At 35.5% G+C, this 21610-nt stretch carries 17 protein-coding genes; 11 read left to right on the top strand and 6 right to left on the bottom strand.

Going from position 1 to position 21610, the window contains the following annotated elements:
• Positions 1–11: 11 nt before the first annotated feature.
• The 3 genes from odhB to RTX21_RS06065 all read left to right on the top strand — a co-directional run bounded on the left by odhB (position 12) and on the right by RTX21_RS06065 (position 3424).
• Positions 12–1253: a 2-oxoglutarate dehydrogenase complex dihydrolipoyllysine-residue succinyltransferase gene (gene odhB, locus RTX21_RS06075; protein WP_312766011.1), complete on the top strand. Its 1242-nt coding sequence runs from the start codon at positions 12–14 to the stop codon at positions 1251–1253.
• A 471-nt stretch (positions 1254–1724) separates the two neighbouring features.
• Positions 1725–2807 (top strand): DNA polymerase III subunit gamma/tau, encoded by a 1083-nt coding sequence (gene dnaX / locus RTX21_RS06070; protein WP_312766009.1) that lies wholly within the window; start codon positions 1725–1727, stop codon positions 2805–2807.
• Between the two features lie 359 nt (positions 2808–3166).
• On the top strand, positions 3167–3424 hold the full coding sequence (locus RTX21_RS06065; protein WP_312766007.1) for a hypothetical protein: 258 nt from the start codon (positions 3167–3169) through the stop codon (positions 3422–3424).
• Positions 3425–3460: 36 nt separating this feature from the next.
• On the opposite strand, the gene RTX21_RS06060 is transcribed toward RTX21_RS06065, so the two are convergent.
• Positions 3461–5164, bottom strand: a complete 1704-nt coding sequence (locus tag RTX21_RS06060; RefSeq protein WP_312766005.1) for a helix-turn-helix domain-containing protein — start codon at positions 5162–5164, stop codon at positions 3461–3463.
• 278 nt (positions 5165–5442) lie between these two features.
• Here RTX21_RS06060 and RTX21_RS06055 point away from each other — a divergent pair, with 278 nt between their 5' ends.
• The 4 genes from RTX21_RS06055 (at position 5443) to rsgA (ending at position 9203) form a co-directional block, all read left to right on the top strand.
• Positions 5443–5664: a hypothetical protein gene (locus RTX21_RS06055; RefSeq protein WP_312766003.1), complete on the top strand. Its 222-nt coding sequence runs from the start codon at positions 5443–5445 to the stop codon at positions 5662–5664.
• Between the two features lie 196 nt (positions 5665–5860).
• Positions 5861–6574: a hypothetical protein gene (locus RTX21_RS06050; RefSeq protein WP_312766000.1), complete on the top strand. Its 714-nt coding sequence runs from the start codon at positions 5861–5863 to the stop codon at positions 6572–6574.
• A gap of 520 nt (positions 6575–7094) precedes the next feature.
• A complete protein-coding gene (locus RTX21_RS06045; protein WP_312765998.1) occupies positions 7095–8174 on the top strand; it encodes a chorismate mutase in 1080 nt (359 codons plus the stop codon).
• Between the two features lie 102 nt (positions 8175–8276).
• A complete protein-coding gene (rsgA, locus tag RTX21_RS06040; protein WP_312765996.1) occupies positions 8277–9203 on the top strand; it encodes a ribosome small subunit-dependent GTPase A in 927 nt (308 codons plus the stop codon).
• A 57-nt stretch (positions 9204–9260) separates the two neighbouring features.
• On the opposite strand, the gene RTX21_RS06035 is transcribed toward rsgA, so the two are convergent.
• Both RTX21_RS06035 and RTX21_RS06030 read right to left on the bottom strand, forming a co-directional pair.
• Positions 9261–10694 (bottom strand): hemin receptor, encoded by a 1434-nt coding sequence (locus RTX21_RS06035; protein ID WP_312765995.1) that lies wholly within the window; start codon positions 10692–10694, stop codon positions 9261–9263.
• A gap of 33 nt (positions 10695–10727) precedes the next feature.
• Positions 10728–11771 (bottom strand): prolyl-tRNA synthetase, encoded by a 1044-nt coding sequence (locus tag RTX21_RS06030; RefSeq protein ID WP_312765994.1) that lies wholly within the window; start codon positions 11769–11771, stop codon positions 10728–10730.
• Between the two features lie 148 nt (positions 11772–11919).
• On the opposite strand from RTX21_RS06030, the gene proS reads away from it, so the two are divergent.
• From proS to RTX21_RS06015, 3 genes are all read left to right on the top strand, one after another.
• Positions 11920–13395 carry a proline--tRNA ligase gene (gene proS, locus RTX21_RS06025; RefSeq protein ID WP_312765990.1) on the top strand — a complete coding sequence of 492 codons (1476 nt, stop codon included), beginning with the start codon at positions 11920–11922 and terminating at the stop codon, positions 13393–13395.
• A 201-nt stretch (positions 13396–13596) separates the two neighbouring features.
• Positions 13597–14889: an OmpA family protein gene (locus RTX21_RS06020; protein ID WP_312765989.1), complete on the top strand. Its 1293-nt coding sequence runs from the start codon at positions 13597–13599 to the stop codon at positions 14887–14889.
• A gap of 117 nt (positions 14890–15006) precedes the next feature.
• Complete coding sequence (locus RTX21_RS06015; protein WP_312765988.1) at positions 15007–16341, top strand: Nramp family divalent metal transporter; 1335 nt, start codon at positions 15007–15009, stop codon at positions 16339–16341.
• A gap of 72 nt (positions 16342–16413) precedes the next feature.
• On the opposite strand, the gene fsa is transcribed toward RTX21_RS06015, so the two are convergent.
• From fsa to gyrA, 3 genes are all read right to left on the bottom strand, one after another.
• Positions 16414–17067: a fructose-6-phosphate aldolase gene (fsa, locus tag RTX21_RS06010; protein WP_027383794.1), complete on the bottom strand. Its 654-nt coding sequence runs from the start codon at positions 17065–17067 to the stop codon at positions 16414–16416.
• An 88-nt stretch (positions 17068–17155) separates the two neighbouring features.
• Positions 17156–18535, bottom strand: coding sequence for a hypothetical protein (locus RTX21_RS06005; RefSeq protein WP_312765987.1), 1380 nt, complete (start codon positions 18533–18535; stop codon positions 17156–17158).
• A 19-nt stretch (positions 18536–18554) separates the two neighbouring features.
• Complete coding sequence (gyrA, locus tag RTX21_RS06000) at positions 18555–21143, bottom strand: DNA gyrase subunit A (protein WP_312765985.1); 2589 nt, start codon at positions 21141–21143, stop codon at positions 18555–18557.
• 148 nt (positions 21144–21291) lie between these two features.
• On the opposite strand from gyrA, the gene RTX21_RS05995 reads away from it, so the two are divergent.
• Positions 21292–21606 carry a DUF4286 family protein gene (locus RTX21_RS05995; RefSeq protein ID WP_312765984.1) on the top strand — a complete coding sequence of 105 codons (315 nt, stop codon included), beginning with the start codon at positions 21292–21294 and terminating at the stop codon, positions 21604–21606.
• Positions 21607–21610: the final 4 nt, after the last annotated feature.

Raw genomic sequence — 21610 nt, 5'->3', positions numbered from 1 at the left:
CAAATATTAGTATGTCAATATTAGAAATGAAAGTTCCTTCACCGGGAGAATCTATCACAGAAGTAGAAATTGCAACGTGGCTAGTACAAGACGGTGATTACGTAGAAAAAGACCAGCCAATCGCAGAAGTAGATTCTGATAAGGCAACTTTGGAACTTCCTGCTGAGCAAAGTGGAATCATTACTTTGAAAGCTGAAGAAGGAGAAGTAGTACAAGTTGGACAAGTGGTTTGTCTTATTGATATGGATGCGGCTAAACCAGCAGGTTCTGCCGCTCCAGCTGAAGAAAAACCGAAAGAAGAGCCAAAAGCAGAAGTAAAGAAAGAAGAACCAGCTCCAGTAAAAGCGGAAGCTGCTAAAACTGAAACTTACGCTTCTCAAACACCTTCGCCGGCTGCTAAGAAAATCCTTGACGAAAAAGGAATCAGCGCATCTCAAGTTCAAGGTTCTGGCAGAGATGGCAGAATTACCAAAGATGATGCGGTGACAGCTTCTGTTCCTGCAATGGGAAGTGCTCCTGCTGGTGGAAACAGAGCTCAAACGACTACAAAACTTTCAGTTCTTAGAAGAAAGATTGCTGCAAGATTGGTTTCTGTTAAAAATGAAACAGCAATGTTGACGACTTTCAACGAGGTTGATATGTCAGAAATCTTCAGAATCAGAAAACAATATAAAGAAGAATTCGCTGCTAAGCACGGGATCGGACTTGGGTTTATGTCTTTTTTCACAAAAGCGGTGACGAGAGCATTGAAACTTTATCCAGACGTGAATGCTTCTATTGACGGCGATTTCAAAATCAATTATGACTTTGCGGATATTTCTATCGCAGTTTCAGGACCAAAAGGATTGATGGTTCCTGTGCTTAGAAATGCAGAAAATATGACGCTTAGAGGTGTTGAAGCTAACATCAAAGATTTGGCAACTAAAGTTAGAGACGGTAAAATTACTGTTGACGAAATGACTGGCGGAACTTTTACGATTACCAACGGAGGAACTTTCGGTTCTATGATGTCTACACCAATCATCAACCCGCCACAATCTGCAATCTTAGGAATGCACAACATTATCCAAAGACCAGTTGCGGTTGACGGACAAGTTGTTATCAGACCAATGATGTATGTTGCAATGTCTTATGACCACAGAATCATCGACGGAAAAGAATCCGTAGGTTTCTTGGTTGCTGTGAAAGAAGCTATCGACAATCCAGTAGAATTCCTAATGGATGGCGACGAAAGAAAGGCATTGGAGTTGTAAGAATTTACATTCAGCATAAAATTAAAAGAGAGCAATTTTGCTCTCTTTTTTGTTTTAAATAATTATTTGGGCAGCTTAATCCGCCTTCCGCTCCCAAACCTAACGAAGTGGTTCGACGTAGTCAATCTTTTTTGCAGAACATTTCAGATCTAAATCGAACTTTTGTACAAGCAAAAAAGGATTTCCGCTCAAGTCGGGCTGCAGATTCAACATCAAAATAAAAGTTGTCATAAAACATATTTTTGTCATTCTGAAAGAATCTGAACTTAGCTGTTGAGATTCCTACGGAATGACAAACATACTTTTATAAATTATGAAACTTTGATGAGTTTACGTCTTTGCGAACTTAAAAATATTTTCAATAAGTTTAAAAAAACTTTGCGCTCTTTGCGTTAAATCTTCTCCAAAACCAAACAACAATTATTTAAAAAACCATTTCCAAAACTCACAATTAATCCTTACTTTTGAGCAATGGAAAATTTCATCGTATCCGCACGCAAGTACCGTCCGCAAGAGTTTGACACTGTTGTTGGACAATCTCACGTTACCGATACTTTGGAACATGCGATTGATGAAAGTCAACTTGCTCAGGCACTGCTTTTCTGTGGACCCAGAGGTGTTGGTAAAACAACTTGTGCCAGAATCTTAGCCAGAAAAATCAACGAAAAATCTGGCGCTGCAGATGATGACGGATTTGCATTTAACATTTATGAATTAGATGCGGCTTCCAATAACTCTGTGGATGATATCCGAGAATTAATTGACCAGGTTAGATTTGCTCCTCAAGTCGGGAAATATAAAGTTTATATTATCGATGAGGTTCATATGTTGTCTCAGGCTGCTTTCAACGCTTTTTTGAAAACTTTGGAAGAACCGCCGGCTCACGCTATTTTCATCTTGGCGACTACTGAGAAGCATAAAATCATTCCAACGATTCTTTCCAGATGTCAAATCTATGATTTCAAGAGAATCACGATTGAAGATATTCAGGAACATCTGAGAAAAATTGCTGATAAGGAAAGTATTACTTATGAAGATGATGCACTTTATCTGATTGCTCAGAAAGCTGATGGTGCTTTGAGAGATGCTTTGTCTATCTTTGACAGGTTAAGTACATTTTCTCAGAAAAACATTACACTTGAGAAAGCAGCGGAAGTTCTCAATATTTTGGATTATGACCAATATCTTAAAATTGTAGATTTAGCTAAGGAAAATGACATTCCTGGAGTTTTGACAGCTTTTGATGAGATTGTTAAAAAAGGGTTTGACCCGCATATTTTCATTGCAGGATTGGGAAATCATTTTCGAGATCTGATGATGGCTCAGAATCCGAAGACTCTGAATCTAATTGAAGTTGGAGAAAAAACAAAAACTAAGTTTGCTGAACAATCTCAAAAATGGTCTGCACAGCAATTAATTGATGGAATAGAAATCTGTAACTTCGCAGACATTAATTATAAGAATTCCAAAAATCCGAGATTGACTGTGGAAATTGCGTTGATGCAAATGTCAAGTCTGACTGCAGGTTTGGAAGCTAAAAAAAAAAGTTCTTAATATTAGCACCACTTCTTGAGACTAATTTAATTTCCGATAATAAACCTGTTTCTACAGAATCAAAAGTTCAGGCTGAACCAAAACCGGAACCAATAAAATCTGTCTTTGAAGAACCAAAAAAAGTCATTCAAAAAGCTTCTGAGCCTATTGCAAAAATTCCTTCTAATTCTCAATTCAGTATCAAAGCAACTTTAGAGAAAAAAGAAGAGGTCAAGAAAGACGAATTTTCAGAAATCAAAGATGAAAATCTCCCGTCGAATCATTTTTCTCAAACTGATCTGGACAGAGAATGGGAAATTTTCCTGAAAAATACTTCAAAAACCAACACATTTCTATACAATGCCATCAGTAGCTTTAAGATGGAAAAATCTGATGAGAACCTTGTCATTGTAAAGTATTCGTCGGAATTTGCTAAATCAGAATTTGATAGAGTCAGCCCGGAGTTTTTTAATCATTTCAGACACAAGGTCAACAATTTTAAATTTGAAATCGATTACCGAACAGATTTATCCATTAAGAAAGAAGTAATGACAAAGCGCAAAATTTTCGAAAAATTTGTAGAGATCAATCCTCTTTTGAAAGATCTGGATGACTTGATGAGGTTTGATTTGTCATAAGGTCAGATTCTGTGTATCCGGTAAAACTTGATAATCTTAATTGTTTTTAATTGTTTTCAATCTTTTCTTTATAAAATCTGTAGGTCTTATTCCGTTGATTTCTTGAAATAGGTTAGAAAAGTTGGTTCTGGAAGCAATTCCACATTTCTCTGCCAAAGTCTCAATTTTATAGTTAAGAAATACTCTGTCATTATATAGTTTATTAGTTATATAATTGATACGAAGCTCGCTAAGGTATCGGTTAAAATTGACGCCCTTGTATTCATTTATTATTTGAGAAAGATAAGCAGAGTTGGTATTCAGCTTATGAGCTAGTTTGTTGATGGTCAATCCGTTTTCTGTAAATCCGGATTTTTCTTCAAAGCATTTTAGTTTCATAAGGATATGATTGACCATCTCTTCGTTCAATAAAGGTTTTTCTTCATCCTTTGCTTTTTGAATTACTTTTTCGTGAGATAATTGATAAGAATTGTTAAGGATTTTTTCTTCTAATATTTTATAATTGATTTTAATTGTCTTTTCATTTTTAACCTTTATTATCAATAATATCATCAAGGAACTAGCTGCAACAACTAAAAAAATAATTAACCATATTCCCCAAGACGTCTTTTTTTCTAACCTTTCTTTTTCTTCCAAAAGCGTTTTTGTGTCATATTCCCGATAGATGGTTGATGAAAGGTATGTGAAATCCTTAGAGATAATGCGGTCGGCCTTCAAAAGTTGTTTGGTATAATAGAGCTCTTTAGTAATATTTTTTTCGTCTTTATATTGATGGATCAATAGTTCGTAATTCTCTCGTAATTCTGGCAGTATGAATTGATGTTTATTGAATACTGAATCTACTTTTTCAAAATAAACTATTGCTTTTTTATGATCATTCAGTGCCATGTATGATTTTCCAATATAAAAATAATCGACCGTAGCCCATCCAAAATCATTGATATGAATGATGGGACTTAAGGATTTCTGAAGCAGGAATAATGCACTCTTAAATTTTTTTTTTCGGAATTCATTAATGCCTTTTTCTTTCAGAAAATAACCATATTCTTGTACATAGTCTTTATTATTTTGAGTTTGCGATAATGCTTTCTCCAATAAAGAATCTATGGCTTTGTAGTTCTTTAGGTTTCTATGGCAGACTATCATTCTGTGTAGACTGTTAAAATATCCTTTTTTATTGTTAAAGATGATATTGGGGTGCACGTTCTTTTTCAGTGTTTTTTCAAAGTAAACATTTGATTCCTGAAAATGTTTGAGAGCAGAATCATAATACCCTAAGTAAGATTTTACACTGCCAAGATGGTATACTATTTCGTTTTTCAAATACTCGTTTTTTGTTTCTCTTGAATATTCATAAGCCTTTATATATTCTTCCAGAGCAGGTCTATATTTTTTATAATTAAAATAGTATATGATACCCTTCCCTAAATAAGCATCACTGATAATCTCATTTTTATTTGTTAAGAAACTGGCTAAGATTGTACTGTCTGCATAGGCAAGTTTGTTTTTTACTGTGGAAGAATAGAAGACAGCATCTTTATAACCTTGTACTAGTTGCTCATGATTCTTTTGTTTTTTTGCAAGTTCAATATATCGATTCAAGTATCTAAAAGCTTTGATATCGTTTTCAGGAAGACCTTCGTAATTTTTTTTTATTTCGTAGAAAATAGTGAACTTATTATTTTGAGAAAGGAGAATTCCGAAAAATAAGAATGTTATAAAAAAATAGATTTTTTTCATAATATCATTGTGTTTGGAGATTAGTTTTGAATAAAAATAACTAAAATCATGCTACAAAGAGCCGGTTTTATGATTTTTATTTTTTTAAATAAAACTATATTGTTGCAATCTTTATCTGGATATAAATCAATCATTTAAATATTTGTAAGTATATGAATTGATTTGTGCTTATTTAGAAATAAGCACAACGAAGGTTTTTGTTCATGTATTTTATCGTCTAAATTCGTGTCAGAATTCTAATATAAACCGGCCGGGATAACCTTTTTAAATCTAAAATTATGAATAAGATTATCTCAACAATTTCAATTTTAATAGTTATGGTCACAATGTATTCTTGTAGAGAAAATGATGTTGACCTTCCTGCAGAAAACAGTAATATGTCAGAAAGCGGTTCTGTGTTTAAAAGGACTAGTGATAGTACACAAATACAAGATAGTTTGAATCTTGCTAATATGCCATTGCCGGGGGATCCTCCTCCTAGGAATGGTCACCAATGGTAATAAATCATAATTCTATCTGTTGGTTTTTAGTTGTATTACAAAAACCAACAGACAAAAATATCCAATTATCCTAAGAAACAAAAGTCCTCAAATATTTAAGTTATGTGATCTGATTCTAACATTAACTTAAAGCAAGTACCAGTAGTACAGAGACTTTATTCTTTTGCTTTTAAAATAACTTTTTAACTCATATGACATGGAAAATAGAATTCGCATATTCGTGATTTCATTATTATCGAATATCATATTTGCACAAGTAGGGATTAATACAAGTGATCCCAAAGCTACGCTGGACATCAATGGAAATCTGAAAATACGTAATGTGACCAATATTCCTTCAGTGAATAGCAATCATACTTTCTTGGTAAGAGATAAGACAACTACAACTGGAGATTATGAAATAAAAGAAATTAATTCTGACATTTTGGTAGTTGGAAATGCTAATGCGTATTACGCCTCTAAAAACGGCTCTTGGTCACTGATCGATCTAGGACTTGGAAATTTTTGGTCAAGAATAAACCTTACAGGTTCTGCAGATACAAAACTAGGAAATCCAGCACTATTTAATACAGGTGTCTATACTGCACAACAATCAGGAACTTATTCTGTCTATTATGAGTTCCAGTTTGCTTCAGGAGTTAATTTGGAAGTGTTGGGAGGCAAAAGATTAGGGATATTGAAAAATAATGCTGTATGGGATGAAAAGATTTTTGATGGTGTAAGGTTGGTTTTACTTACAATTAATATTGCTTCATTACCAATTACATCTACCAAGCTAAGTTCTATAGTAGCATTAAATGCAGGAGATACATTGACATTTGCGGTGAATACTTCTGGCTTAGTATCAGCAGATATTAACTTATTAGGGCAAGCCAAGGTTAATGTTTATATTTATAAAATATCCAATTAAAACTAAAACACAAGTCGGATTCTAGCAGGATACAAATGTTGAAATTAAATTTATTAGAGCAGGGATTTTCCCTGCTTTTTTATTGAGGTTCTACTGAGATAAATCTTATTATGAAAGATTTATAAATTTAATGACTTGTGATTTCGCATAAATTTATATATTTGTTCAAGTTTTCGTCTGAACAAGAAGGAAAAATATTAATCAAAATAAGCTAAAAGTTCTTTAATAGAGGATTTACAAAAATGGAATCGAACAAATTTCCATATTTCTCCACTACAGCATCTGTCTTTTATTGGGACAGATTGTTTAGCTTTTTTGGAACTTATCACAGAAATTTCAGAAACTATTACCGATTTTATTGGTTTAGCTAACTAAATTTCTTTCTCAAAAAATTGCGGGAATATTCAGGTTTCTGCGACTCATTTAAAACTTTAAACGTTATTTTTTTGGAAAAGAATTATAAATCAGGATTTATAACAGATATACTATTGAATTAATTTAAAATATATAAATTTAAAATATGAACCTTAATGAATTGAAGAACGATTGGATCAATGACTTTGCAAATCCAATGATCATCGCAGGACCTTGTAGCGCAGAAAGTGAATCTCAAATGCTGGAAACAGCAAAAAGGCTGAAAGAAAGCAATGCAGAGATCTCCGCCTTCCGTGCCGGAATCTGGAAACCAAGAACAAAGCCCAATGGTTTCGAAGGGGTAGGGGTAATTGGTCTTAACTGGCTAAAGAAAGTAAAAGAAGAGTTCGGATTCAAAACAGCAACTGAAGTTGCTAATGCTCACCACGTTTTTGCTGCCTTGGAAGCAGATGTAGATATCCTTTGGATTGGAGCACGTTCTACAGTTAACCCATTTACAGTTCAGGAAATTGCGCAGGCTTTGAGAGGAACTAATAAACCTGTTTTGGTTAAAAATCCAGTTAATCCAGATCTGGCACTTTGGATTGGTGCTTTGGAAAGATTATTAGGTCAAGGCGTGGAAAATATCGGTGCAATTCACAGAGGCTTCTCAACTTATCAAAAAACCAAATATAGAAATATCCCGAACTGGCAGATTGCCCTGGATTTTAAAAATCAATTTCCAAATATCCCATTATTCATTGATCCTTCACATATTTGTGGAAACAGAACAGGTTTGGCAGGTGTTGCCCAAGAGGCGTTCAATGTTGGTTATCAAGGTGCTATCATCGAAAGCCACTGCGATCCGGATAATGCCTGGAGCGATGCTTCTCAGCAGATCACGCCTGAAGTTTTGGCTGAAATGATCAATAATCTTCAAGTTCGTAACTCTGACATTTCCGGATACGAGGACGAAATGGGGAAACACAGAACGCTGATCAGTGACATGGATTTCCAATTAATAGAATTGCTTTCTCAGAGAATGAGGGTTTCTGAAAAAATCGGAAAATTGAAAAAGGAAAATAATATTGCGATATTTCAACCGGAACGTTGGAAGATAATCACAGAATATGCTACTCAGAAAGCTTTTGAAACAGGAATGTCACAAGAATTCATAGAAAAAGTTTTCAAAGCGATCCATGAAGAAAGTATCGAGGTTCAAAATCATATTATGATTGACAAGTAGTCTTTCTGATTGAGAAAAAAGAAAAGAAGCTATTATTGGCTTCTTTTTTTGTAGATGCTAATTTTAAATTTCTAAATTTGCCAAATACTAAAATTCTACTGTTTGAAAGGAATTATCATCAAATCCACAGGAAGCTGGTATCAGGTTTTGGAATCTGAGACAAAGCAGATCTATGAGGCCAGGATTCGCGGAAAATTCAAATTAATAAAAACCAGGCTTACAAATCCTCTTGCAGTAGGAGATGAAGTCGAATTTTCATTGGAACAAGATGATGTAGCTTGGATCACCAAGATTTTTCCAAGGAAAAACTACCTGATCAGAAAATCGGTCAATCTTTCCAAAGAAGCCCATATTATCGCTTCTAATGTTGATGTTGCGTGTTTTATCTACACTTTAAAATTTCCTGAAACGTCATTGGGATTCTTGGATAGATTTCTTGCTTGTTGTGAGGCATACAACATTTTGCCCTTGATCTTATTCAATAAAATGGATACTTTGAATAATGAAGAGAAAGATATTGTAAAGAACATCGAAGCTATGTATCAGAATATCGGTTATGATACGTTGAATATTTCTTCTTACACAAAACTTAATCTTAATTTTTTAATTGATAAGATAAAAGATAAAACGTCTGTCTTCTTCGGGCATTCGGGTTGTGGAAAATCAACATTGGTGAATGCACTGCAACCAAACCTTCATATCAGAACAGGTGAGATATCAGAGTCCGTACTCAAAGGAAAGCATACAACAACATTCGCTCAGATGCATTTTTGGGATTTTGGTGGGTCGGTTATCGATACGCCAGGTGTGCGCGAATTTGCTATGATAGACGTTGAAAAAGAAGAGATCCAGCATTATTTCCCAGAGATATTCCAAAAAGGCAGAGATTGCAAATATCATAATTGCATGCATATCAACGAACCAAAATGTGCAGTTGTTGCAGCCCTGGAAACTGGAGAAATAGAGGAGACTAGATATATTACTTATCTCAAACTGATGGAAGAAGCGGAAGAAATTAATCAAAAATAAAATGAAAAATCCTACAAATTAACTTTTGTAGGATTTTTTTTATAAGTTTTTGAGATGTTAGAATTTCCAACCAAGCGTGATGAAGAAATTACTTTTGGTATTTTTTACTTTTGAAACAGCTTCTGCGTCACTTAATAATTCCGTTCCATTTGGAGAATAATATCCGGAAGAATATGTTCCTTCATCTGTGGTTATTAGTTTACCAAACAGAAATGGACTAGAATATGTTGAGGTTATATTCTGATAAGAAGCATCTATGTAGAAAGCTTTGAAATCATAACCAATACCTGCACCGATGATATTTCTTTTTCCAACAAAAAGATCGGAGTACGATTGGTTGGAAGCAGAGCCGTTATCATTATAACTAAGTGTTGACATATTATCAAAACTATTTCCCTGATAAGCATATCCACCTCTTAGACGAAAATCCATGATTCTATATTCCGCACCTATTCTGACTTCTGAAGAATTTTTATAAGTCTCTTTGAAGAAATCATTGAGTTCAGCTTCCGCATCTCCATATTCTTTATACTTTGGTTTTGTGATTCCCTGGATGAAGTCGACATTCAATGCAAAATTCTTACTCGGAACAAAAGCAGCACTGATGCTTGCTTTCATAGGAGTTGATAATTTTCTATCCTCATAATTTCTGTCATATAGATTACTATTAAGATAATATTCGTTGTAATACCTATCCATATTCCACCACGTAGGTGTTTCTATCGCAGCGCCTAATCTGAATTGATTGTTTAGTTTTGCAATAACACCAATGTTAGCAGAAAATCCGTCAGCTTTTTCTTCGAAATCTGTAAATTGTTTATCGAATCTTATTAAACTATTTCCATTTCCAAAGTTGGCAGAATCATATTGATTGATATAAGAATTGTGGAAATTAAGACCTGCTCCAAAATATAACCTGTTGTCATAGTTGGCACCAACAGTAAAACTGGTTTTGGAAATATCGCCATATCTATCATACCAATGTCCTGCTAATGTATAATTGGAAGAATTGATGGTTTCTGTTGGAGTACTTGCAATTTGAATATTTTGATTCCCCCGAGATTCTACATAATTATCTATAGATTGTGTAGAATAATTGATTCCGATATTGATAAATTTCCATTTGGAATTTGTTGTATCTCCAAGATTTATTGTTAAGACACCGCCACTATTGTTAAGGTCAGTTTTGTTGATAGTATAGTTGGATGAATTACCTCCAAAAGTTGTTTTATTCTTATTGCTATTGATTCCAAGTGTAAGATTAACATCACTAGCAATAAAAACTCCGATACCGGCAGGGTTCACGCTTGCGGATGAAATATCACCACCTAAAGCACCCATAGATCCTGCCATCGAATTATACTTGGCAGTTCCATTAATTGGATTTCCGGAATAAACATCAGCAGTATTAGTAATTACCGATACATCCTGCGCTTTGAAATAGACAACAGAAACAGGAATACTTAACAGTAATAAAGTCTTTTTTATCATTTTAATATGAAATATTATAATTTAAAATCATGATTATCTTCTTCCGCCACCGCCTGATCTCATTCCGCCACCAGAAGAACCTCCGGATCTCATTCCACCACCAGAATTGAAACCTCCTGAGTTACCTCCTGATCTTGTAGGCGCATTATAGGAATCATTTCTGAAACCTCCATTATTTTGCTGTCTTACGCCACCATTGTTAGGATAGTTTGATTGATTTCTGATTCCACCATTATTTGGATATTGTCTTACGCCGCCATTATTGATAATATTTGGATTTCTTCCACCTCCGGCATTGTTAGGAATTCTAATATTGTTGTTATTATTTCTAATATTTCCATTATCGATTCCCGCAATGTTTCGTGGCGTTCTGAATCCCGCAGTACTGTTGATTCCTCTAAGTCCGTTATTTCTGCCATTATTACCTTGAGGTAGCATTCCGCCTAATCTACTGCCATTAGCTCCTGATCTGTGGTATGCAGGTCTGTAAAAGCCATTTCCATAATATGGCGAACCGTAGAATCCTCCATAATAACCTCCCCAGCCGCCATAGCCATATCCCCAGAATGGGTCATAAAAACCTCCCCATCCCCAAGGTGAATAGAATGAGCTTCCCCATCCCCAACCGAAGCCCATGCCCCAGCCAAAAGAATTGAAGCCGCCGTTCCAACCCCAGCCATAGTTAGGATAGCCCCAGCCACCCCAGCCGAAACCTCCGCCCCAGCCCCAATTATTAAAACTGGTATAGTTGGTCTCTGAACCTGTGAAAGTCCCCCAATCAGAATCACTGCTTAGGCTATATCTATTTTGTTGATCTTGGATGTTTTGTTGATTGTTGTCATAGATACTTGGATAGGTATCTTGATAGTTATAATAATCATCAACCTGATTACCATAATTTCCAGAATATGAACCCGCAGGAAGAGAATCTTTGTTAGGGTCATAATACACACCATCGGTCTCTGAGTAACCACCTGTGTAGATTACACAAGAAGTCAATAGAAAACTGCTGGAAATCAATATCAAACCCTTTGATTTGATGAAATTGAATAAGCTTGTATTGTTGATATTTTTCATTTTATGAGAAGTATTAAGTTTCCTATATTTGCATTTCTTAATGAAACCAAATCTTATACCATTTAAATTCTATTAAATACGTGTAAAATTAGGCTTTTTATTTAGATTGAGAAAAGTTAAAAAAGTTAAAATCATATCAAAAAAAATTATGGCAAAATTAACATCAAGAGCAGAAGATTATAGCAAATGGTATAATGAATTGGTTGTTAAAGCGGATTTAGCAGAGAATTCTGGCGTTAGAGGATGTATGGTCATCAAACCCTATGGTTACGCGATTTGGGAAAAAATGCGTGACGAGATGGACAAAAAGTTCAAAGAAACTGGACATCAGAACGCTTATTTTCCTCTTTTTGTTCCCAAAAGCCTGTTTGAAGCTGAAGAAAAAAATGCGGAAGGTTTTGCCAAAGAATGTGCTGTCGTAACACATTACAGATTAAAAAATGACCCAGATAATCCTGGGAAATTGATTGTTGACCCGGAAGCTAAATTGGAAGAAGAGTTAATTGTACGTCCAACTTCTGAAGCAATTATCTGGAATACATATAAAAACTGGATCCAATCTTATAGAGATCTGCCGATTTTGATCAACCAATGGGCGAATGTTGTAAGATGGGAGATGAGAACAAGATTGTTCCTGAGAACTGCCGAATTCCTTTGGCAAGAGGGACATACTGCGCATGCTACAAAAAATGAAGCAATAGAAGAAACTGAAAAAATGATCGAAGTTTATGCAAAATTTGCAGAAGACTTTATGGCAATTCCGGTTATCAGAGGAATCAAATCACCTTCGGAAAGATTTGCTGGAGCAGATGAAACTTACTGTATCGAAGCTATGATGCAGGACGGAAAAGCATTGCAGGCTGGAACTTCGCATTTCCTTGGGCAGAATTTCGGAAAGGCTTTTGATGTGAAATTCACAACAAGAGAAGGGAAAATAGAGCATGCTTGGGGAACATCTTGGGGAACATCTACAAGATTGATGGGAGCTTTGATTATGACTCACTCAGATGATTTAGGTTTGGTTTTGCCTCCAACTTTGGCGCCGATCCAAGTGGTGATTGTCCCTATTTTCAAAGGTGAAGAACAATTGGCTCAGATCAGTGAAGTGGCTTTGGATATTCAGACCAAATTGAGAGCGAAAGGAATTTCTGTGAAGTTTGATGATGATACTCAAAACAAACCGGGCTGGAAATTCGCTGAGTACGAATTGAAAGGTGTTCCTTTGAGGATTGCAATGGGACCAAGAGATTTGGAAAATAGAACTGTAGAATTGGCTAGAAGAGATAACTTGACGAAAGAATCTGTTTCAATCGATGGATTGGAAAATTATATCGAAGAATTACTTCAAACAATCCAAAAAGATATTTATAACAAAGCTTTGACTTTCCGTGAAGAGAATATCACAAAAGTTGATTCTTATGAAGAGTTCAAGCAGGTTTTGGAAGAGAAAGGAGGCTTTATTCTTGCGCATTGGGATGGAACTGAAGAAGAAGAAGAACAGATCAAACAAGAAACAAAAGCTACGATCAGATGTATTCCTTTGGATAACGAGTTGGAAGATGGAGTTTCATTAATATCAGGAAAACCATCCAAACAAAGAGTGGTCTTTGCAAAGTCATATTAAGCTTGAATTTTTATTACATACATTAAATCCGGAGAATTATTTCTTCGGATTTTTTTTATTGGTCTTAATAATATTTATCTAAAATAATTATTGAAAGTTAAATATGACTCTGTTAAAGTTTTATTAAAATTATTAATGATCAAATAATGTGGATTAATATTTGGTAATATTACAAACATCAATCACAAAAAATAAACTATTATGTCAGTTAATCTAATCAATCTTATCAAAGACCAATTGGGACCTAGCGTTGTGTCTCAAACTGCTACTCAACTTGGGGAAAGTGAGTCAGGAATTTCTAAAGCTATTTCGGCCTTATTGCCGGCAGTTGTCGGTGGTTTTGCGAATTCTAATGCACAATCAGACATTTTTACAACACTGAAAGAAATAGCTTCCTCGGGTGCATTATCAAGTCTTGCAGGGAATATTGGAGGTAAAGATTCTTTAATCTCGAAAATTCTAACTTTAATTTTTGGAGGCGGGGATAAACAAGCTGCGCTAACAAGTTCTGTATCCAATTTTGCAGGAATTAGTAATGATTCTACAAATGCAGTTTTAAATTTAGTTACTGGAGCTACTGCTGGAAGTTTGGGAAAATATATCAATGATAATAATATTGATATCTCTTCTTTTGGAAATCTTTTGAATGACCAAAAAGGTTTTCTTTATTCCTTATTGCCTGCGGGATTTAGTTTAGGGGCTTTAGGTTTAGGAAATTGGTTTGGGACTGATCAAGAGAAAGTCAATATTCCACCGAATACACCAGCTAATGAAGTTCAGGATGTTCCAGTTGTGGAAACTCCAAAAATCGATGTGACAAGAAGCGGAACTACTCACGAGATTGTTTCTGATAAAGATTCAGGGGGAAGTATCTGGAAATGGTTGTTGCCATTACTTTTATTGTTGCTTTTAGGATGGTTTTTCTGGAAACAATGTAATAAAAAAGCAGAACCTGCGCCTGTCGCAACAACAGATTCTACAACAGTAATTGTAGATTCTGCCAATGCTGCTGGTGATACAGTTGCTGTGACTAAGGAAACTACAGTGGTTACTTTACCAAGTGGAAAAACGCTACAAGCTTACAAAGGTGGAATTGAAGACCAGATCGTTACTTTCCTTAAATCTGATGATTATAAAAATGCTACAGAAGCACAATTGAAAGATAAATGGTTCAATTTTGATAATCTTAATTTCGAATTTGGGAAAGCTGTGTTGACGCCAGAGTCTCAAGTTCAGTTGGATAATCTTAAATTAATCTTAGCCGAGTTTCCAGATGCTAAAATCAAAGTAGGAGCCTATACAGATAAAAAAGGCGATGAAGCTGTGAATTTGAAATTGTCAGGTGAAAGAGCAAATGTTGTGAAATCTGCAATCAATTCTTCTCAAATTATAGAAGCAAATGGGTATGGTTCTAAATTTGCAAAAGTTCCTGCTGAAGCTTCTGATAAAGAAAGAGAATCTGACAGAAAAACAGCTGTAAGATTTGTAAAGTAAAAAATATAATTTCGAATTAATATAAACTGCCAAGATTTGGCAGTTTTTTTATTGTCTTATTGTGAGTTAAGAAAACTATTGTTAAATTTGTTAGTCTAATCTAACAATGAGATTTATTTGAATAATTCTGATATTAATAAAGGCTGGAGAAAAAATAAAAGTTCAAACTCTCTTCACGAAGTTTTCTCTAGTATCAATGTTCCGGAAAATGCAAGTTCTTGGAAAAAATTTATGGCTTATGTTGGGCCAGGATTGCTTGTTGCCGTTGGTTATATGGACCCGGGAAATTGGGCGACGGATATTGCCGGTGGAGCGCAGTTTGGATATACACTGCTTTCTGTCATTTTAATTTCAAACTTATTTGCGATTGTGTTGCAACATTTGTCTGTAAAATTAGGTGTTGTTGCAGAACGTGATTTAGCACAGGCTTGTAAAGACCATTTTCACCCCAGTGTCAATTTTATTCTCTGGATTTTTTGCGAGATTGCGATTGCTGCTTGTGATTTAGCAGAAGTTATCGGTTCCGCCATTGCACTTAATCTCTTATTTGGAATCCCGTTGAGTGTTGGAGTTGTGATTACAGTGATCGATGTTTTTCTAATTTTGTTCTTACAATCGAGAGGCTTCAGGTATATAGAAAGTATAGTTGGAGGATTGATATTTGTGATTTTCGCATCATTTCTCTACGAAATAATTCTAAGTAAACCTGATATTTTTCCACTTTTGCAAGGTTTGATCCCTAAGAAAGAAATCGTTACCAATCCATCCATGTTGTATATTGCAATCGGGATTTTGGGAGCTACGGTGATGCCTCACAATCTTTATTTGCATAGTAGTATTGTTCAAACTAGAAATTATCCCAGAACAACTGAAGGTAAAAAGGAAGCTTTGAAGTTTGCCAGTTGGGACAGTGGTTTATCTTTGATGTTGGCTTTTTTTATCAATGCAGCTATTTTGATTATTTCCGCGGCCACTTTCCATACTTCCGGAAACAAAGATGTAGCCGATATCAATGATGCTTATATGCTGTTAACACCGCTTCTGGGAACTACTTTGGCAAGTATTTTCTTTGGAATTGCATTGTTGGCTTCGGGACAGAATTCTACTTTGACAGGAACTTTGGCCGGTCAGATCGTGATGGAAGGCTTTCTGAATATCAGATTGAAACCTTGGGTCCGAAGATTGATAACAAGATTGATTGCCATTATCCCGGCTTTGATCATTTCAATTCTTTATGGTGAAAAAGGAACAGCAGAATTATTGGTCTTCAGTCAGGTTATTCTGTCTATGCAATTGAGTTTTGCAGTCGTTCCGCTTGTAATGTTCACTGGAAGCAAGGCCAAAATGGGCGAATTTGCGAATAAAATGTGGCTCAAAGTTTTGGCTTGGACTATCAGTGGAATTATTATAATTCTGAATCTTTATCTTCTGAAAGAAACGCTTTTTACTTAATTCATAAATTGTTTGAAGACAAAAAAACCGGAATTTTCAAAACTCCGGTTTTTATTTTTTGGGTTAGTGTGTTTATCCTAATTTTTTAGAATCTGCTACAAACTGAGCTAACCCGGAATCTGTAAGCGGATGCTTAAGTAGATTAAGGATTGATGGGAGAGGAGATGTGATCACGTCCGCCCCGATCTTAGCACAATTAATGATATGCATCGGACTTCTGATGGAAGCCGCAAGGATTTCTGTATCAAACATATAGTTGTCATAAATGGTTCTGATCTCTTCAATCAGATTAAGACCATCCACTGAAATATCATCTAGTCTTCCCAAGAATGGAGATACATAAGTTGCACCAGCTTTTGCCGCTAACAATGCTTGTCCTGCTGAGAAAATAAGTGTACAGTTGGTTTTGATTCCTTTGTCGGAAAAATATTTAAGAGCTTTTACACCGTCTTTGATCATTGGAATCTTTACCACGATTCTCTCGTGAAGGGCTGCCAATTCGTCGCCTTCTTTGATCATTTCCTCATAAGTGGTAGAAAGAACCTCTGCAGAAACATCACCATCAGAAATATTACAAATATCAACATAATGTTTGTTGATAGCTTCTTTTCCTGAGATTCCTTCTTTTGCCATTAGGGAGGGATTGGTCGTAACGCCGTCTAGAATTCCAAGATCTTGTGCTTCTCTGATCTGGTCCAGGTTGGCTGTGTCGATAAAAAATTTCATATTAAGTTATTTGAAAAATTATAAGCAAATATACATTTTTAGTTTGCTTTGTAAAAGTAAAAAAGAAGCCATTAGGCTTCTTTCTGAATTATTTCATTGCAGTTTCTTTTGCTTTGAATTCGTTATACTTAGCTGTATTTTGTGTCGTCATATACATTCCCTTTAGAAGGGTTACAACTTCTTTGTTGTTGGGTTCATTAGCATAAAGTTTTTCTGCGTAAGGCAGTGCTTTTTGGAATCTTGCTCTTCTTTGCTCCAGGATTTTATTCGCTTCATCAATTTTCCCCGCTTTCTTCAGATCTCTATATTGGTTAATTGCCATTTCATCTTCTCCAAGAATCGCAAATACCAAATTATTCAATGCATTTGGAAATTTAGGGTCAATATCTACCAGCTTTTTGAACGTTGATTCTGCTTCAGCTTGTTTCGCAGGATCTTTGCTCAGCATTACCCCAAGGTTGTACAAGCTTTCCTTGTCATTTGGATTAGAAGCTATTTTTGCTTTTAAGTTACTTACAAACTCATCAGTTTTTCCAGATTTGAAATAGGAGTTGGTTTGTGTCTGTGCCAATGATTGATTTTTAGGGAATTTTTTCAATCCTTCTTCTGCGATTCTTCCAGCTTCATCATATTTCTGTTGTTCAAATAATAATGATGCTGTCACGTCATATAATTCTTCTTGTTTGCTGGGTGTCGTTTCTGTTTTGAAATCTGAATAACCAGCGCCATCCGGTGTCTTTTTATATAGGTCAAATGCTGCTTTGTCAAGAGTTTCCTTCTCTCCGGCTTTGTTCTTTGCAGTATAAATGGTCTCTACACCTGTATAACCTGATTTGATCAAAGACTCAAGGATCTCTATGGATTGTGATTTTTTATCCGGAGTCTGAGCATAAGCTACACCAGCATAGTATAATAGATTTTTGTTGTCTTCGCCTGCCGCTTTGAACAAATAGTAAGTTTCTGCAAATTTATCTCCGGCGACATCAAATTTTTTCTCATTGTAACTTGTCGTTGCAGTTTGGTTCGCTTTTCTCAAAAGAGGATCAATGGCTTGTCTTAATTTGTCCCCCAAAGCAGGTACATATTTATCTTGTTTCAAAGACAGACCGGCCCCAAATTTGTCAGCTGCTTCTTTTCCTACAAAATAAACTTTATTTTTTTCAGCATCTTTTCCAGTGAAGATTTGCTCTTTACCTAAAGATGAAATTTTTGCAAGATATTCCGCACCTTCTGTATTTTTTCCGGACTTAAGTAATGAAAAACCTTTTGCATAATAATATTGCTCAAGAACGGAAGGTTCCAACAAATAGGTCTTATCCCCAAAAATACCTTCTGCTTTTGATATTTCTGAATTGGCAGTTGCAAGGTCACCTGAATCAACTGCTTTTACAGCATTAGCGATTTCTTTTTTCTGTGCAGAAATCAATGCTACAGATAAGAGCGCTAAACTTAAAATTAATCTTTTCATATGTTAATTTTTATTTTTTTTATTCGTTATCAGAAGATTCTTCCGTATTTTCATTTTCAGAATTGTTTTGCGTTTCTTCTGTTTGAGATTGGTCTACTGTTGTTTCAGGATTGTTTTCATCGTTTTCAAGACCTTCTTCATTTTCATCTTCTACATCTCTATCCATTTCAACTTTAGCGATTGCTGCGATTTCGTCCTTAGCTTTAAGATTGATTACTTTCACACCTTGAGTATTTCTACCCATCACACGCATCTCGTTCATATTCATTCGGATGGCAACACCAGATTTGTTGATAATCATCAATCCGTCTTCATCTGTTACGCTTTGAATAGCTATTAGATTACCCGTTTTTTCCGTAATGTTAAGGGTGATAACACCTTTTCCTCCACGGTTTGTCACTCGATAGTCTTCAACAGCTGTTCTCTTACCATAACCTCTTTCCGAAACTACTAGAACAGTATCATTCTCCAGATCGTTTACAACAATCATTCCGATTACCTCGTCGTTATCTTCAAGGGAAATACCTCTTACACCAATTGAACTTCTACCAACCGCTCTTGCTTTTTCTTCAGGGAAACGGATACATTTTCCATTTTTGGTAGCAATCATGATCTCAGAATTTCCGTCTGTCAATCTTGCGCCTAATAAAGCATCATTATCACGGATCTCGATGGCATTCACACCATTTGTTCTTGGTCTGGAGTATGCTTCCAAAGATGTTTTCTTGATGGTTCCATTTTTGGTGATCATCACAACATTCATTTGATTGATGTAGTCCTGATTTTTAAGGTCTTTAGTCCTAATATAAGCCTTGATTTTATCATCCGGTTCGATATTGATTAAGTTCTGAACCGCTCTACCTTTCGCAGTTTTAGAACCTTCTGGAACTTCGAAAACTCTTAGCCAGAAGCATTTTCCTTTTTCTGTGAAGAATAGGAGATACTCGTGGTTGGTCGCTGTTACGATATATTCAAGGAAATCCTCATCTCTTGTAGTTGCGGCTCTGTTTCCAACACCGCCTCTGGATTGAACTTTATATTCAGAAAGAAGAGTTCTTTTAATGTAACCAGCATGAGAAATAGTCAGAACTACTTTTTCATCAGGAATAATGTCTTCGATAGAGAATTCTCCACCAGAATAATCGATTTCCGAACGCCTTTCATCGCCATATTTTTCTTTGATCTCAAGGAGTTCGTCTTTGATGATCTGATAACGTCTTGGTTCATTGGTAAGAATATCTTCCAGATCTTTGATCAAAGCCATTATTTCTTCATACTCAGCACGGATTTTGTCCAATTCCATTCCGGTAAGACGAGCTAGACGAAGATCTAGAATTGCTTGAGCCTGGATTTCGGAAAGTTCAAATTCCGTAATTAATCCTTCTTTTGCAGCCGCAGGGTTTTCGCTGTGACGGATGATAGCAATTGCCCTGTCAAGAGAATCCTGAGTTCCGATCACTTTCATGAAGCCTTCAAGAATGTGAGCTCTTTCTTTGGCTTTTCTTAGTTCGTATTCAGTTCTTCTTACAATTACTTCGTGACGGTGATCCACAAAGTGTAAAATCAAATCTTTAACATTCAATTGTAAAGGTCTTCCTTTGACCAAAGCAATGTTATTAACTGAGAAAGAAGTTTGTAGAGAAGTGTATTTATATAAAAGATTCAATACCACGTTTGGTATCGCATCGTTCTTTAATTCATAAACTATTCTTAAACCAGTTCTATCAGACTCATCACGGATTTCATAAATTCCTGGAAGTTTGTCATCTTTTACTAATTCCGCGGTTCTGGCAATCATTTCTGCTTTGTTCACTTGATAAGGAACTTCGGTCACAATAATTGCGTTTCTGTTTCCGATTTCTTCGAAACCAACTTTCGCTCTCAGAACAATACGTCCTCTTCCTGTATGAAAAGCGTCACGAACACCATCGTAACCATATATAATACCACCAGTCGGGAAATCGGGAGCGATGATATGTTTCATCAGCTCATCGATGGTAATTTCTTTATTATCAATATATGCGCAGATGGCATCGATACTTTCAGATAAATTGTGAGGCGCCATATTCGTTGCCATACCAACTGCGATACCAGAAGTTCCGTTTACCAAAAGGTTGGGAACTCTTGTAGGAAGAACAGTTGGTTCTTGTAAAGAGTCGTCAAAGTTATTTTGGAAATCAACAGTGTCTTTGTCAAGGTCGGCGAGGATTTCGTCAGAGATTTTCTTCAATCTTGCTTCTGTATAACGCATTGCTGCTGGCGGGTCACCGTCCATAGAACCAAAGTTACCTTGCCCGTCAACCTGCTCATAACGCAAACTCCAAGGCTGTGCCATTCTTACCATTGCATCATAAACCGAGCTGTCTCCGTGTGGGTGATATTTACCCAAAACGTCCCCAACGATTCTTGCAGATTTCAAATGTTTTCTGTTAGAAAATACATTAAGACCGTACATACCGTAAAGAACACGTCTGTGTACTGGTTTCAAGCCGTCTCTTACATCTGGTAAAGCCCTTGATACAATTACCGACATCGAATAATCGATATAGGAGGTTCTCATTTCGTCAACAATGTTGATCGGTATTAACCTTTCTCCTTCCTTTTGCATAAATATTTTTTAATTTATTGTAAATCAAAACTTTAAAATTGGTTTTGACCGTTCAAGTTTTTCTGTTTTTTATAACGGGCTAATTTACAAAAAAAAACCGATTTTTGCATTCTGAATTTATCAACATTAATCATAAAAAATCAAAAATATGAGTATCCTTAGTATTACATTTCACACAATTGAAGAAAGAATAGAAGAATGGAATTTGTATGTAGAAAATGACTTGCATCAAATGGTTGAAAATCTGATTGATGTTGAGAAATATATTCTCTCGGAAGTTCATTCTGATATGGTGAATGAAGGTAAGAATACCAACCTTTTTCTATTGTTTGATAATGACGAGATCCGTGATCAGTTTATGGAAAGCGAACTGGTAAATATAGAAGAAAGAATTTTACAGAAATTCGGGCCAGAAGTGATGGTTTTTCCAACGTTTCTCAATCCAAAGAAGAAGAGATTTTAAAGGG

It is taken from the genome of Epilithonimonas sp. (assembly GCF_032054305.1).
Taxonomy (GTDB): Bacteria; Bacteroidota; Bacteroidia; order Flavobacteriales; family Weeksellaceae; genus Epilithonimonas.
The sequence above is the reverse complement of the archived record's forward strand: the minus strand, read 5'-3'. Positions and strand labels throughout refer to the sequence as shown.

What these genes read in the sequence shown, in the direction of transcription:
- RTX21_RS06020 (WP_312765989.1), top strand. Translation starts at nt 13,597, where the DNA reads ATGTCAGTTAATCTAATCAATCTTATCAAAGACCAATTGGGACCTAGC.
- RTX21_RS06035 (WP_312765995.1), bottom strand. Translation starts at nt 10,694, where the DNA reads ATGATAAAAAAGACTTTATTACTGTTAAGTATTCCTGTTTCTGTTGTC.
- RTX21_RS05995 (WP_312765984.1), top strand. Translation starts at nt 21,292, where the DNA reads ATGAGTATCCTTAGTATTACATTTCACACAATTGAAGAAAGAATAGAA.
- RTX21_RS06005 (WP_312765987.1), bottom strand. Translation starts at nt 18,535, where the DNA reads ATGAAAAGATTAATTTTAAGTTTAGCGCTCTTATCTGTAGCATTGATT.
- RTX21_RS06060 (WP_312766005.1), bottom strand. Translation starts at nt 5,164, where the DNA reads ATGAAAAAAATCTATTTTTTTATAACATTCTTATTTTTCGGAATTCTC.
- dnaX (WP_312766009.1), top strand. Translation starts at nt 1,725, where the DNA reads ATGGAAAATTTCATCGTATCCGCACGCAAGTACCGTCCGCAAGAGTTT.
- RTX21_RS06045 (WP_312765998.1), top strand. Translation starts at nt 7,095, where the DNA reads ATGAACCTTAATGAATTGAAGAACGATTGGATCAATGACTTTGCAAAT.
- fsa (WP_027383794.1), bottom strand. Translation starts at nt 17,067, where the DNA reads ATGAAATTTTTTATCGACACAGCCAACCTGGACCAGATCAGAGAAGCA.
- RTX21_RS06030 (WP_312765994.1), bottom strand. Translation starts at nt 11,771, where the DNA reads ATGAAAAATATCAACAATACAAGCTTATTCAATTTCATCAAATCAAAG.
- RTX21_RS06050 (WP_312766000.1), top strand. Translation starts at nt 5,861, where the DNA reads ATGGAAAATAGAATTCGCATATTCGTGATTTCATTATTATCGAATATC.
- proS (WP_312765990.1), top strand. Translation starts at nt 11,920, where the DNA reads ATGGCAAAATTAACATCAAGAGCAGAAGATTATAGCAAATGGTATAAT.
- odhB (WP_312766011.1), top strand. Translation starts at nt 12, where the DNA reads ATGTCAATATTAGAAATGAAAGTTCCTTCACCGGGAGAATCTATCACA.
- RTX21_RS06055 (WP_312766003.1), top strand. Translation starts at nt 5,443, where the DNA reads ATGAATAAGATTATCTCAACAATTTCAATTTTAATAGTTATGGTCACA.
- RTX21_RS06065 (WP_312766007.1), top strand. Translation starts at nt 3,167, where the DNA reads ATGGAAAAATCTGATGAGAACCTTGTCATTGTAAAGTATTCGTCGGAA.
- gyrA (WP_312765985.1), bottom strand. Translation starts at nt 21,143, where the DNA reads ATGCAAAAGGAAGGAGAAAGGTTAATACCGATCAACATTGTTGACGAA.